Source organism: Sphingomonas sp. RB1R13 (assembly GCF_036663775.1).
In the GTDB taxonomy this organism is placed as follows: Bacteria; Pseudomonadota; Alphaproteobacteria; order Sphingomonadales; family Sphingomonadaceae; genus Sphingomicrobium.
This window is the reverse complement of the sequence record NZ_JAXOJM010000003.1, coordinates 237,941-251,060: the sequence shown is the minus strand read 5'-3', so window position 1 is coordinate 251,060 and position 13,120 is coordinate 237,941. Positions and strand designations below refer to the sequence as shown.

Annotated in this window: 14 protein-coding genes; 9 read left to right on the top strand and 5 right to left on the bottom strand. The window is 63.6% G+C overall.

Translation table 11 applies throughout. The features are described from left to right. The first annotated feature begins 58 nt into the window (after positions 1–58). Positions 59–637, top strand: a complete 579-nt coding sequence (gene pdxH / locus U1700_RS10680) for a pyridoxamine 5'-phosphate oxidase (protein ID WP_332752643.1) — start codon at positions 59–61, stop codon at positions 635–637. Further along, positions 634–1,581 (top strand): cation diffusion facilitator family transporter, encoded by a 948-nt coding sequence (locus U1700_RS10675; protein ID WP_332752642.1) that lies wholly within the window; start codon positions 634–636, stop codon positions 1,579–1,581. The genes pdxH and U1700_RS10675 overlap by 4 nt, the downstream gene beginning before the upstream one ends. On the opposite strand, the gene U1700_RS10670 is transcribed toward U1700_RS10675, so the two are convergent. Genes U1700_RS10670 through mnmA form a run of 3 tightly spaced genes read right to left on the bottom strand, consistent with a single transcriptional unit; the run spans position 1,578 to position 3,790 of the window. Continuing rightward, positions 1,578–2,417 (bottom strand): PhzF family phenazine biosynthesis protein, encoded by an 840-nt coding sequence (locus U1700_RS10670; RefSeq protein ID WP_332752641.1) that lies wholly within the window; start codon positions 2,415–2,417, stop codon positions 1,578–1,580. The genes U1700_RS10675 and U1700_RS10670 overlap by 4 nt on opposite strands. A gap of 33 nt (positions 2,418–2,450) precedes the next feature. Further along, positions 2,451–2,612 (bottom strand): Flp family type IVb pilin, encoded by a 162-nt coding sequence (locus U1700_RS10665; RefSeq protein ID WP_332752640.1) that lies wholly within the window; start codon positions 2,610–2,612, stop codon positions 2,451–2,453. Positions 2,613–2,671: 59 nt separating this feature from the next. After that, a complete protein-coding gene (gene mnmA / locus U1700_RS10660; protein ID WP_332752639.1) occupies positions 2,672–3,790 on the bottom strand; it encodes a tRNA 2-thiouridine(34) synthase MnmA in 1,119 nt (372 codons plus the stop codon). Positions 3,791–3,893: 103 nt separating this feature from the next. On the opposite strand from mnmA, the gene U1700_RS10655 reads away from it, so the two are divergent. The 3 genes from U1700_RS10655 (at position 3,894) to U1700_RS10645 (ending at position 4,888) form a co-directional block, all read left to right on the top strand. Then, entirely contained in the window at positions 3,894–4,106 is a 213-nt protein-coding gene (locus U1700_RS10655; RefSeq protein WP_332752638.1) for a hypothetical protein, read from the top strand. A 90-nt stretch (positions 4,107–4,196) separates the two neighbouring features. Continuing rightward, a complete protein-coding gene (gene sciP / locus U1700_RS10650) occupies positions 4,197–4,496 on the top strand; it encodes a CtrA inhibitor SciP (RefSeq protein ID WP_332752637.1) in 300 nt (99 codons plus the stop codon). Between the two features lie 134 nt (positions 4,497–4,630). After that, positions 4,631–4,888, top strand: coding sequence for a GlsB/YeaQ/YmgE family stress response membrane protein (locus tag U1700_RS10645; RefSeq protein ID WP_332752636.1), 258 nt, complete (start codon positions 4,631–4,633; stop codon positions 4,886–4,888). A 64-nt stretch (positions 4,889–4,952) separates the two neighbouring features. On the opposite strand, the gene U1700_RS10640 is transcribed toward U1700_RS10645, so the two are convergent. Then, the gene (locus tag U1700_RS10640; protein WP_332752635.1) at positions 4,953–5,672 is read right to left on the bottom strand and encodes an SIMPL domain-containing protein; all 720 of its coding nucleotides are present in this window, start codon (positions 5,670–5,672) and stop codon (positions 4,953–4,955) included. Positions 5,673–5,766: 94 nt separating this feature from the next. Then, on the bottom strand, positions 5,767–6,033 hold the full coding sequence (locus U1700_RS10635; RefSeq protein WP_332752634.1) for a GlsB/YeaQ/YmgE family stress response membrane protein: 267 nt from the start codon (positions 6,031–6,033) through the stop codon (positions 5,767–5,769). A gap of 204 nt (positions 6,034–6,237) precedes the next feature. Here U1700_RS10635 and U1700_RS10630 point away from each other — a divergent pair, with 204 nt between their 5' ends. The 4 genes from U1700_RS10630 (at position 6,238) to U1700_RS10615 (ending at position 13,106) form a co-directional block, all read left to right on the top strand. After that, entirely contained in the window at positions 6,238–7,428 is a 1,191-nt protein-coding gene (locus tag U1700_RS10630; RefSeq protein WP_332752633.1) for an efflux RND transporter periplasmic adaptor subunit, read from the top strand. A 28-nt stretch (positions 7,429–7,456) separates the two neighbouring features. After that, a complete protein-coding gene (locus U1700_RS10625) occupies positions 7,457–10,630 on the top strand; it encodes an efflux RND transporter permease subunit (RefSeq protein WP_332752632.1) in 3,174 nt (1,057 codons plus the stop codon). A 37-nt stretch (positions 10,631–10,667) separates the two neighbouring features. Then, positions 10,668–11,924, top strand: a complete 1,257-nt coding sequence (locus U1700_RS10620) for a DUF445 domain-containing protein (RefSeq protein ID WP_332752631.1) — start codon at positions 10,668–10,670, stop codon at positions 11,922–11,924. A gap of 81 nt (positions 11,925–12,005) precedes the next feature. After that, positions 12,006–13,106 carry a fatty acid desaturase family protein gene (locus U1700_RS10615; protein WP_332752630.1) on the top strand — a complete coding sequence of 367 codons (1,101 nt, stop codon included), beginning with the start codon at positions 12,006–12,008 and terminating at the stop codon, positions 13,104–13,106. The last annotated feature ends 14 nt before the right edge of the window (positions 13,107–13,120 follow it).

Below are 13,120 nucleotides of genomic sequence, written 5' to 3'. Positions count from 1 at the left end.
CTGCCGGGCACCGACAAGCATGTTGCGGCGCAGTATCGCGTCGGCGTAAGGCAAGACCATGGCCGACGATCCCTTTGCGCTGTTCGACACCTGGTTTACCGAGGCGAAGGCGTCCGAACCCAACGACCCCGACGCGATGGCGCTAGCGACTGCCGACGCCGATGGTCATCCGTCGGTACGAATGGTCCTGCTCAAGGGTCATGACGAGCGCGGGTTCGTCTTCTACACCAACCTCGACAGTCGCAAGGGCGGCGAGCTGGCCGCCAATCCGAGCGCCGCGCTGCTGTTCCACTGGAAATCACTTCGCCGCCAGGTGCGGATCGAGGGACCGGTGAGCGCGGTGTCGGAGGTCGAGGCGAATGCCTATTTCGCCAGCCGTGGCCGCACCTCGCGGATCGGAGCATGGGCGAGCGACCAGTCGCGTCCCCTCGACCGGCGCGAGACGTTCGTCGAGCGGGTCGCCGACGTCGGGCGGCGGTTCGAGGGCGAAGAGGTGCCGCGCCCGCCGCGTTGGTCGGGCTTCCGCGTGACCCCGAAGGCGATCGAGTTTTGGGAGGATGGAGAGCACCGCCTTCACCATCGCCGACTGTTCACCCGTGACGGCGACGGCTGGAGCGAAGGCCTGCTCTACCCATGAGCGAAACCCACCACCATCACCAGGGCACGCACGCCGAGCGATCAACGCTGTCGACCCGTGCGGCGATGGCGAGCGTGGCGTCGGCACTGGTCTTGCTTGGGCTGAAGGGCTGGGCGGCGGCAGCGACGGGATCGGTGGCGATGCTCGGCAGCCTCGCCGACACGGCGTTAGACCTGCTCGCCAGCCTAGTCACCCTGTTCGGGGTGCGGATCGCGGCCCAGCCCGCCGATCATGACCACCGCTTCGGGCACGGCAAGGCCGAAGCACTGGTCGCGATGGTCCAGGTCGTCATCATCTCGGCGTCGGCGGTTGCAATTGCAGTGCGCTCGATCCAGCGGCTGGCGCATGGTGCCGAGACTTCGCATGCCGAGCTTGGCATCGGCGTGTCGCTGGTCGCGATCCTGCTGACCTTCGCGCTGACCAGCTATCAGAAGCATGTCGTTCGGCGGACCGGATCGGTCGCAATTTCGACCGACCATCTCCATTACCAGTCGGACATGCTGCTCAACGGCGCGGTGATCGTCGCGCTGGTGCTCGACCAGTATCTTCACCTGCAGGGCAGTGACGCACTGTTCGGGCTGGTGCTCGCGGCGTGGCTGTTGTGGGGCGCGTGGAAAGGTTCACGGCAAGTGCTTGCGCAGCTGATGGACCAGGAATGGCCTTCGGAAGATCGCGCCTCGTTCTTGGCCGAAGCTGCGACCTATCCCGAGCTGGCCGGCCTTCACGACCTGCGCACGCGGTCGAGTGGTACGCATCGCTTCGTCCAGTTCCATGTGTGGGTGCCGGGCGAATGGACCGTCCGCGAGGCGCACGACCGGATGGACATGATCGAGGAGAAGCTACAGCAGCGCTTTCCGAACACCGAGATATTGATCCATCTCGACCCTGAGGGGCATACCGACCGCGAGACGATGCTGTCGTCCGAACTAACCGAGTCTCGCTAGGCGAGGATCGTCGACCCGGTGGCGATGCTCACAGTGCGGCCGCCGACCCAGATGCGGTCGCCGTCGCGGTCGATCGATACTCGGCCGTGGCGCCCAAGCGCGGTTCCCTGGGTTGCCAGATAGGGAGCAACGAAGCGGCCGCTGCCGACGAGCCACTGGGCGAGGCTGGCGTTGAGGCTTCCAGTGATCGGATCCTCGATGATCTCGCGCTTGGCGCCGCTGAAGAAGGAGCGGACCTCGTAAGCGGCGGCGTGGCCGGGCGGGTGGGCACCGACGACGCCGAGCTCGATCCGCTCGGGCCAGCTAGGCGGCGGGGTCAGGGCAAGTACCTCGTCAGCCGAGCCGAGCATGATCGCCACCCAGCCCGGACCATTGTCGACCCATTGTGCATCGACGATTGCGGAAGGGTCGATCGACAGGAAGGTCGCAATGCGGTCGACATCTGCCGGTTCAACTGGCCCCGAACGCAGAAGGGGTGGGGCGGCAAAGGCAAGCTCGTCGCCGGAGCGGCGGATATTGATCAACCCGGCGCCGCATTGCTGGACGATCGCCTGATCGTGACGCGGGGCCCCGCCCGACGCGAGCCAGGCGTGGCAGGCGCCCAGTGTCGGATGCCCGGCAAAGGGAAGCTCGCGATCGAGCGTGAAGATGCGCACTCGATAATCGGCAGCAGGATCGGTCGGTGAGAGGAGAAAGGCTGTTTCGGAATAGCCGAACCAGCGGGTGATGCGCTGCATCTCCTCAGCAGACAATGCGTCGGCGGCGACGATCATCGGCAGCGGATTGCCCGAACATGGCGATTGGCCGAATACGTCGACCAGATGGAATTCAGTCATGATGGTCCCCCCAGTTAGCGGGGGCCTAGTCGATCAGCCGAGCAAGTTCGACACATATAGATATTTGCCGTTGATCGCCGATCCGAGGTTGGAGAAAGCGGCGACCGCAGCAGTCGCTATGAGCCCGGCGATGAGCGCATATTCGATGGCATTGGCCCCGCGTTGGTCGCGCAGCAGACGAAGCAGGTTTGTCATCATGCCCTCCCAAGGTCTGCCAGCGACGCTGTGCCCGCAGGGTTAAGGAAAGCTTGCGATCAGGCGGCCTTGGCAACCCCAATCCGCGTCTCGGCGATCGTCCCACCGCCGACCAGCCTCGGCCCATCGTAAAACACGGCCGACTGGCCAGGCGCCACGCCGTATTCGTTAACCGCAAAGCTTAGCCACTCGCCGTCCCAAGTTGCCGGAACGGGGAGGGCGAGCGAGCGGACCTTGGCCATAATATTGCACTGATCTTCACCAAGCCAGTTGAGCCCCTCGACCCGCGCCGAGGCGACTGCGAGCGCGGCGCGCGGTCCGACCACAAGGCGGCGGGACTCGGGCTCGATTCGCACGACGTACAAGGGCTCGGCCTGTCCGCCGATCTCAATCCCTCGACGCTGGCCGATGGTGAAGTGGACCACGCCCTGATGCTGACCAAGCGTGTCGCCCGCCAAGTTGACGATATCGCCCGGTGCGGCAGTCTCGGGTCGGAGTCGCTTCACGAGCCCGGCATAATCGCCGTCGGGAACGAAGCAGATGTCCTGGCTGTCGGGCTTCCCGGCAACGTCGAGCCCGGCCTGCCGGGCAAGCAGGCGAACCTCGCTCTTGGGCAGGCCGCCAAGCGGGAAACGGAGAAAGTCGAGCTGGTCGGGGGTGGTGCCGTAGAGAAAATAGCTCTGGTCGCGCGCCGGGTCGTGGCCCTTCCACAGTTGCGCGCGACCATCGTCGCCAATCACGCGGCGGACATAATGACCGGTCGCCAGGCAATCGGCACCAAGTTCGCGGGCGAAGGCGATCAGGTCGACGAACTTCACCCCCTGGTTGCACAGCGAGCAGGGCACGGGAGTGCGACCGCGGGCGTATTCATCGGCGAAGCGGTCGATCACCCCGGTGCGGAAACGGCTTTCGTAATCGAGCACATAATGGGCAATGCCGAGCCGGTCGCACACGGTCTTTGCATCGTAGATATCCTGCCCGGCGCAACAGCTGCCACTGCGCTTTACTGCCTCGCCATGATCGTAGAGCTGGAGCGTGACTCCGATCACTTCGGCGCCGGTGTTGGCGGCGAGTGCCGCGACGACCGAACTGTCGACCCCGCCCGACATGGCGACGACGATGCGCGCGTCGGCGGCCGACCGGGGCAGGTCGAAATCGATCGGGGGCGGCGGGGGCATGAGGAGCCTTTACCCGATGTTCACCCTGTTGGTCTAGCTAAGGGGAATGAAGGCCGCTTTGCCGGTCGTCGGGAGAAAAATATTGTCGCGACCGGAGGGTAAGTTGGAAGCAGCGCAGAGCAGGGCGATCGACGATTGTGACCTGCGGGCATTGCTTGGCAATGTCGCTCCGCAAGGCTCCGCCCGGGCCGAAACCATCGCGCATTATCTGTCTGCCGCCAATGGCTGGCGCGACGCGGGCGCGTTGCTCGGCGGCGCGTTCGCAAGCGGCAAAACGACGGGCAAAAGAGGGTTAAGCGGAGGTAAGGAAGAGTGACACGTGCATTTACCACCACCCTTACGATTATCTTCAAGCGGGTCCGTTAATTCGGTCTCAGGTCAACAAGGACATAAGGTCTAGAACGGCATGCTTGAGAATCAGAAATTCCGGCCAGCACAGGTCATCGGTCCGCTCGGCGAGCCTTTGACGCTCGATAGCCTTCCGCCAGCGCAGACCACGCGCTGGGTGGTCCGGCGCAAGGCCGAAGTCGTCGCCGCGGTGGCCGGTGGGCTGCTGAGCGTAGACGAAGTGTGCCAGCGCTACACGCTCAGCCTGGAAGAGTTCACCAGCTGGCAACGCGCGGTCGATCGCAGTGGTATGCCCGGTCTGCGCGTGACCCGGATCAAGCATTATCGCGACCAGTATGAGCGCCAGCAGCGCTACTAGGCGCAATCGCTCAAGCCTATCGTTTCGCAAGCGACACTAGACAGAGCGTTCCTGATGCGGAACAAGATGCGGGCATCACGCGTCTTGATGCCGGAAGGTCGCCTCCGGGCGGCCGCGAACAGGAGGGAACGTACATGGGTATCATTATCTGGCTGATCATCGGCGGCATCTGTGGTTGGCTCGCAAGCATGATCATGCGCACCGATGGACAGCAAGGCATCGTCCTTAATGTAATCGTCGGCATCGTGGGTTCAGTGATTGCCAATTTCATCTTCAACAAGGAGGGCCTCAACGGCGCTCCGCTGAACATCAACGCCTTCCTGTGGTCGCTGCTTGGTGCAGTCATCCTGCTGGCGGTGGTGAACCTGGTTCGTCGCGGTTCAGTCCGCTAAACGACCGGTCATTATCGGACTAGGACAGGGCCGCGCAGCATAGCTGCGCGGCCCTTTTCTTTCGCTATTGAAGTTCAAACGTCATCGCGACGTTGATCTGCAACTGCTGCTCCCCGGGATCAACCGTGGTCTTGGCCTCCGCCATCTGGGCGCGCGCCACCATGTATGGCATCGGCTGTGGCGGCGAATAACCGCCGCTTTCGCTAACCGAGATAACGCGAACGACGCGCATGCCGAGCGCGCGCGCGTAAAGGTCGGCGCGGGCGCGAGCGGAGGCGACCGCTTTGCCGCGGGCTTCGTCGAGCGCGGTTTCGGGGTGCTCGATCGACAGGTTTGGCCCGCTTATCTGGTTCGATCCCTCGGCAACGAGCGCGTCGAGGATCTTGCCCGAGGCGCGAATGTCGCGAAAGCGGACCGACAGCTGGTTCGACGCCTGGTAGCCGGTCAGCAACGGCGGCTGATTATCGCCGTACTTATATTGTGGTGACAGGTTGATCGACGCCGTCTGGATATCGCGATCGGCAATGCCGGCGCGCTTCAGCGCGGCGCGAACCCGCTCCATCCGCGCGGCATTCTGGCCAATTGCATCGACCGCAGTTGTCGCCTGGGTCGTGACACCCGCCGAAATGGTGGCGATGTCGGGAACGCGGGTGACTTCACCGGTCGCGCTGATATCCAGCCGAGTGCCGCTGATCGGCTGAGTCAGATTGGTGGTGACCTGCGCGGCGGCGGCGGCAGGCACGAGCAGCGACATCGCCGACATCGCCAATAAATACTTCTTCATGCGCTTCTCCTGACATGTAAAAACCATCCCGCCCCGATGACCGTGGCGGGATGGCTGGGTAGTGAACGGCCGTTGCGCGGCCAGAACGACGTCGTCAGAGCCGACGACGCCCCGCGATCATTCGATAGATGAACAGGATGACGAAGGCGCCGACGATCGCGCCGATGAAGCCGACCGCATCTCCCGGACGATAGAAGTGGAGCATCTGGCCCAGATAGCCGGCGACCACCGCGCCGGCGATGCCGAGCAGGATGGTGATGATGCAGCCACCCGGATCGCGCCCCGGCATCAAGGCCTTGGCGATCAACCCAGCGAGCCCGCCAATCACGATCCAACCGATAATGCCATGTGATCCAAGCATGAGTATCCCCTCGTTCAATCGTTCGGAAAGCGCGGTTAACGAGCCTCCAACGCCGGTTCGTATCACGAGTGCCGCCGTTGGTCGAAAAAAGCTTTTGGGCACGCGCGCACCGGGCCAGTTGCCGTTACTGACCTATTGGGATAATACAGTTCGAGACGGCTCGGTTCGAGACCACCGTTACGGGCGCTTGAGAGAATGATCGATATGAACCGCGAATCCCGCTTCGAAGGCTCAGACACGCTGGTGGTCGTCGACCGTTCCAACCGGCGCCGGAACATCATAATTGCCGTGGCGGTGATCACCCTTGTCGCGCTTGCCATCGCACTGGCGATGATGATGAATCGCGGAAAGCGGGCCGATGCGGCGGCGACGGCTGCTGCGGCAGGTGCGACGGGCGGCGGGCAGATTCCGACAGTCAGCGTCATCATTCCGGGCCAGAGCGCGGTCGGCCGCGTGATCAGCACGTCAGGCGCGCTCGCGGCTCAGCGCGACCAGCCGGTCGGCATCGCCGGTAGCGGCGGGCGCGTGACACGCGTGCTGGTCGACGCCGGCAGCTGGGTGAAGGCGGGGCAAGTGCTCGCGACGGTCGATAGCTCGGTCCAGGCGCAGCAGGCAGCACAGCTTTCGGCATCGATCGCGGCGGCGCGGGCCAATGCCTCGCTGGCGCAGTCCAACCTCGATCGCGCCCAAGGTCTCGTTGCTGGCGGGTTTGTCTCCAAGGCCGATCTCGACGCTAAGCGCGCCGCACGCGATTCGGCGAATGCGCAAGTTCGCGTCACGCAGGCCCAGCTTGGCGCCGCGCAGGCCCAAATCGGCCAGCTCGCGGTGCGTGCGCCGACGGCCGGGCTGATCCTGTCGCGAAGCGTCGAGGTCGGCCAGATCATCAGCCCGGGCAATGGCGGTTTGTTCCGCCTGGCGCTTGGCGGCGCGATGGAGATGCGCGCGTCGATGTCGCAGCAGGACCTGGCATCGATCCATGTCGGGATGCCGGCGACGGTCACGCCACTGGGAAGCAGCGAAACGCTGAGCGGATCGGTCCGGCTCGTCTCGCCGATCATCGATCCGCAATCACGCCAGGGTGAGGTACGGATCGCCATCCCCTATTCGTCTTCGATCCGTCCGGGCGGTTTCGCCGAGGCGAAGATCGCAGCCGGTGCGACGACGGCGACCGTCCTACCGCAAAGCGCGGTGCTGAGCGACGGGAAGGGCAACTACGTCTACGTCGTCAATACGAATAACATCATCGAGCGGCGGGTCATCACAATCGGTCAGGTCGGCGACTCCGGGGTAACGATCGCTTCGGGGCTTTCGGGGCTGGAGCGGGTCGTGTTGTCGGCCGGGCCGTTCCTCAACCCGGGGCAGAAAATTGCTCCGGTTCGCAGCGCCGCGCGCTAGTCAATCGACCTTCGAAGGCACTCGTCCCATGAGCTTCCGCAATATCTCGTCGTGGTGCATCAAAAATCCGGTGCCGCCGATCGTGCTGTTCATCGGGCTCATGCTGGCGGGGTTGCTCGCTTTCCATTCGATGACCGTTACCGACAATCCCGATATCGACTTTCCCGGCGCAGTGGTGATCATTTCGCAGCCCGGTGCGGCACCATCGGAGATGGAAACGCAGGTCACGCAAAAGGTCGAGGCTGCGGTACGCGGCGTGACCGGAGTCGACGAGATCGACAGCTCGATTCGCGAAGGCAATAGCCAGACCTTCATCCAGTTCCAGATCGGAACTCCCACCGACCGCGCGGTCAACGATATTCGTGATGCCGTTGCCCAGGTTCGCGGCGACCTGCCCGATGGCATTCTTGAGCCTCAGGTCCAACGGGTCGATATTTCGGGCGACGCAATCGTCTATGTCGCCGCCGAAACCAGCAGCATGAGCCTGGAGGAGCTGAGCTGGTACATCGACAATGATGTATCGCGCCAACTGCGCGGTGTCGCCGGCGTTGCCGCCGTGTCGCGCGAGGGCGGGGTCGACCGCCAGATTCGCGTGACGCTCGACCCGACCGCGCTCCAGGCGCAGGGGATTACGGCATCGGCCGTCAATAGCCAGCTTCGTTCTGTCAACACCAATGCCACCGGCGGTCGCGCCGAAATCGCCGGATCCGAGCAATCGGTGCGCGTGATCGGCAACGCCAAGTCGGCTTATGACTTGTCGCAGACCGACATTGCCGTTGGCGGCGGGCGGTTCGTCAAGCTGGCCAATATCGCCCGCGTCGAGGACAGCTATTCCGAACAGCGCACACTTGCCAAACTTCACGGCAAGCAGGTCATCAGCTTCAACGTGCAGCGGTCAAAGGGGGTGTCCGACCTCGACGTCTACAACGGCGTGTGGACCGAAATGCGCAAGCTCCAGAAGGAGGACCCGAGGGTTCACTTCAGCGAGATTTCGAACAGTGTCGATCACACCCGCTCGCAATATACTTCGTCGATGGAAGCGCTGGTCGAAGGCGCGATCCTTGCCGTTATCGTCGTCTACCTGTTTCTTCGCGATGCGCGCGCGACCGCAATTTCCGCGCTCGCCATCCCGCTGTCGGCGATCCCGGCGTTCTGGTTCATGAGCCTGATGGGGCTCAACCTGAACGGCCTGTCGCTTCTGGCGATGAGCCTGGTCGCGGGGGTGCTGGTCGACGATGCGATCGTCGAGATCGAGAATATCGTCAGGCATATGCGAATGGGCAAGAGTGCCTATCAAGCGTCGATTGATGCCGCCGACGAGATTGGCCTCGCCGTGCTGGCGACGACGATGTCGATCATCGCGGTGTTCCTCCCGGTGGCGCTGATGCCCGGAATTTCGGGCCAGTTCTTCCGCAGTTTCGGTTACACTGTCGTGCTTTCGGTGTTGATGAGCTTGCTTGTCGCCCGGATGATCACGCCGCTAATCGCCGCATATTTCCTCAAGTCGCACGGCCAGCAAGAACATGCCTCCGGGCGGTGGATGGTGCGGTATCTTGACCTGTTGCGGTGGACGCTGTCGACCCGTCGCGCCGATGCTTATCGGGATGCTCATCCCGGATTTGGCGGACGAATGATGGCCCGAATGCGCGATCATCGCATCTGGATGGTGGGGGTAAGCTTCTTGGCGCTGGCGCTGACCGGGGTCCTGATCGCCACGCTGCCGATGACCTTCCAGCCGGAAACCAATGATAATTTTGCCAATGTCAGCGTGAAGATGGCGCCGGGCTCGACCCTGGCGCAGACCGAGGCCGTCGCCGATAGGGCCGCTGCCATCGTGCAGGCTGATCCGGACGTCGACCGGGTGTTCGAGCGGATTTTCGTCAGCTCGGCTTATCTGAACATCGTGCTCAAGGAAAAGCGCGCCACGAAATCGACTGACTTCACGCGCCGGATGGGGCCCAAACTGGCCGCAATACCCGATGCGCAAGTGACGTTCTTATCGCAAAACGGTGGTGGGCCGGGTGGTGGATCGCGCGACTTGATGCTGTTCCTTGGCTCGGAAGATCCGGTTGCGCTATCCGCTGCTGCCGACAAGATCGCCGAGCAGATGCAGGGGATCAAGGAGTTGCGCGCGCCGCGTGTCGCGGGCGAACAGGTCCGTCCCGAAATCTCGATCAAGCCTCATTTCGATCTGGCGGCGCAGCTTGGCGTCACCACGGCCGCGCTCAGCCAGACGATCCGCATCGCGACGATCGGCGACATTGATCAGAATAGCGCGAAATTCTCGCTGTCCGATCGTCAGGTGCCGATCAAAGTTTCGCTCGCGCAGTCCGATCGTCGTGACATCGCGAGCCTTGAGAATTTGCCGGTGCCGACTGCGTCAGGCGGGTCGGTGCCGCTTAAATCGGTTGCCGAGATCAGCTTTGGATCGGGCCCGGCGAGTATCAACCGCACCAATCAGGTGCGCCGCCTCGCGGTCGGAGCCGATCTTGCACCCAAGGTCGTGTCGGGTGACGCTTGGAAGAAAGTGAACGCACTGTCCGCGGTCAAGAATCTTCCGCATGGGGTAAGCGTGCTCAGCCTTGGCCAGCAGAAGTGGCAGGCGGAGCTGGTCTATTACTTCGTGCTCGCCTTGCTGTCGGGCGTGCTGCTGGTGTTCGCGGTACTGGTGTTGCTTTACCGCCGTTTCCTGTCGCCACTGGTCAACATGGGATCGCTGCTGCTGGCCCCGCTTGGGGCAGCCATAGCGTTGCACATCGCCGGCCAACCGCTTTCGCTGCCGGTGTTCATCGGTGTGCTGATGCTGTTCGGAATCGTCGCTAAGAATTCAATCCTGCTGATCGATTTCGCGGTCGAGATGATCGATCACGGCGTCGACAATGTCGAGGCGATCATCGAGGCCGGGCACAAGCGTGCCCAGCCGATCGTCATGACGACCGTGGCAATGGTTGCGGGCATGGTTCCGGTTTCGCTGTCGTTGACGGGTGACGGCAGCTGGCGATCGCCGATGGGCATTACGGTGATGGGCGGATTGCTGTTTTCGACCGCGCTTACGCTGCTGCTGGTGCCGTCGCTGTTCAGCCTCGCGCTCGATGTCGAAGCTTGGGTTGGACGCAAGTTTGGCAAGCTGATCGATAATGGCGAGGAGCATCGGCCGATGAGTACGCCGATCCCCGAGCCCGCACCTCAGGCAGCCGAATAGGTGACAATCTGCGCCCGGGCTGCCTAAGAGGGCGGCGATGACCCGGCGCTCGCTGTCCCGTGTGACCCTTGCCCAGCCCGGCGCGGCGGGGATGAAGGCGGCTGCCACCGGCCTGCTGGTCGTGATGGCGTTTCTGTTCGTCGCGGCGCGACTTGCTGAACCGACTTATCCCGCCGCAAGTTGGCTCAAGGCCTTTGCCGAAGCGGCGATGGTCGGTGGCTTGGCCGACTGGTTCGCGGTGACTGCGCTGTTCCGCCACCCGCTCGGCCTGCCGATCCCGCACACTGCCATCATTCCGCGCAACAAGGATCGGATCGGCGAGGCGCTCGCGACCTTCCTGAAGGAAAATTTCCTGATTGCGCCGGTCGTGGCGCGGCGGATGCGAAATATAGACCTCGCCGGCGCAGCAGGGCGCTTCCTACAGGCGCCGCAGGGGCAGGAGACGCGGATCCGGCGCGGTGCGTCGCGCCTAATCGGCGACTTGGCCGAAAGCCTTGATGACGAGCGGCTGGGCGGGTTGGTCAAAGGCGCAATCTCGTCTCGGTTGAAGGCAATGGAAGTGTCCCCGCTGCTAGGCCATGCGCTAGCCAGCGCGATCAATGAGGAACGCCATATCCCGCTGCTCGAAGCCGCTATCCGCTTCATGGCGCGCGCCCTCGACGCCAATGAGCCGTTGATCCGCGACATCGTCCACAAACGCGCTAACTGGGTCCTCAAGCTGGCCGGGATCGACAGCCGCATTGCCGATTCGGTAGTCGATGGACTGCGCAAGCTGACGGCCGAGATGGGCACCGATCCCGACCACCCGGTGCGGATCAAGGTCGAGGCTGCACTCGTCCAGCTGGCCAACGACCTGCAAACCAATGCCGATACTCGCGCCCGGGTCGAAGCCATGAAGGATGAGCTGCTTGCCAATCGCTCGGTTGGGCTGTGGATCGACGCCATGTGGCAAAAGGGCCGCTCGGCGATCATCTCGGCCGCGCGCAACCCCGATGCGGCGATGGCCGGCAAGATGGGCGAAGTGCTCAAGGCCATGGGCCAAAGCCTCGAGAGCGATCCGCAGATGCGCCGCTCGATCAACCAGTTTGCGCGGCGCGCAGTGGCGGGAATGGCGGCAAGTTATGGCGGGTCGATCGTCAAGCTGGTCAGCGAGACGGTGCGCGGCTGGGATGCGCGCACGGTCACCGACCGGCTCGAGTCGGCGGTCGGACGGGACCTGCAATATATCCGCATCAACGGGACGCTTGTCGGCGGGAGTGTCGGCGTGCTGCTCCACCTGATCGACCGGATCTGACAGAATGGCTGCCCCACGGCGTTCATTGCAAGGCCATGATGGTGCCACTATCTATTGCGATACCGGACCATCGCTTTGACCATGAACCAGTTCACCGCCCTTGACCGCCCGCGCGCGGAGCAGGCGTCCCCAGCGGCGCGGAGCGCGGTTGCGCGTGTCGCCGATGACAAGGCGATGTTGCGTACTGCCGGCGAACTGACGCGCGACCTCAACATCGCCAACCCACGGATTTACTGGAGCGACATGCTGGCGTCGGCGCTAGTCGGCTATGCCGCGCTGGCGACGGCCATTTTGGCACTGACCCCGCTTGTCGCGCTGCTCGCGGCCCTGCTGTCGATCCTTGCGCTGTATCGGGCGGGCAGCTTCATTCACGAGCTGACCCATGTGAAGTCGACCGCGCTTCCCTGGTTTCGCCTCGGCTGGAATGCGCTCGTCGGCGTTCCGCTGCTGATCCCGTCGTTCCTATATGAAGGCGTCCACACGCTTCATCATGCCAAGACCCGCTATGGTACGGTTGAAGATCCCGAATATCTGCCGCTCGCCTTGATGAAGCCGTGGACGCTGCCGCTGTTCCTGGTCGCGTCGCTACTTGCGCCGGTTGCATTGCTGTTCCGCTTTGCCGTGCTGACCCCGTTATCGATGGTGGTCCCGAAGCTTCGCACGACCGTCGTCGAGCGATTTTCGGGGCTGCAAATCAACCCCGAGTTCCGCCGTCGACCCGCCGAGGGCGAGCTTCGGCGCAACTGGGCATGGCAGGAGGGCGCCGCAAGCCTTTGGTCGATCGCCTTGCTGGCGATGGTATTCACCGGGGTGATCCCGTGGCGCAGCTTCGCCATCTTCCTGGCCGTAGCGTCGGGGACGATGCTGCTGAATCAGGTGCGCACGCTGGTCGCGCACCTGTGGGAAAATGACGGCGATGCGATGAGTGTCACCGCGCAATATCTCGACAGCGTCAACGTTCCGCCTCCGGGCAGCCTGCCCGAGCTGTGGGCGCCGGTGGGGCTGCGCTATCATGCGCTCCATCATTTGGTGCCGAGCCTGCCTTATCACTCGCTCGGTGAGGCGCATCGCCGGCTGGCTGGCGTGCTTGAAGCGGGCTCGACCTTTCATGGTGCCAATCATCGTGGGCTTGGGCGGCTCGTCGCCCGGCTCGCTCGGAGCAGCTGGCGCGGCGGGGCTTAGCGACTTTCCGGCGC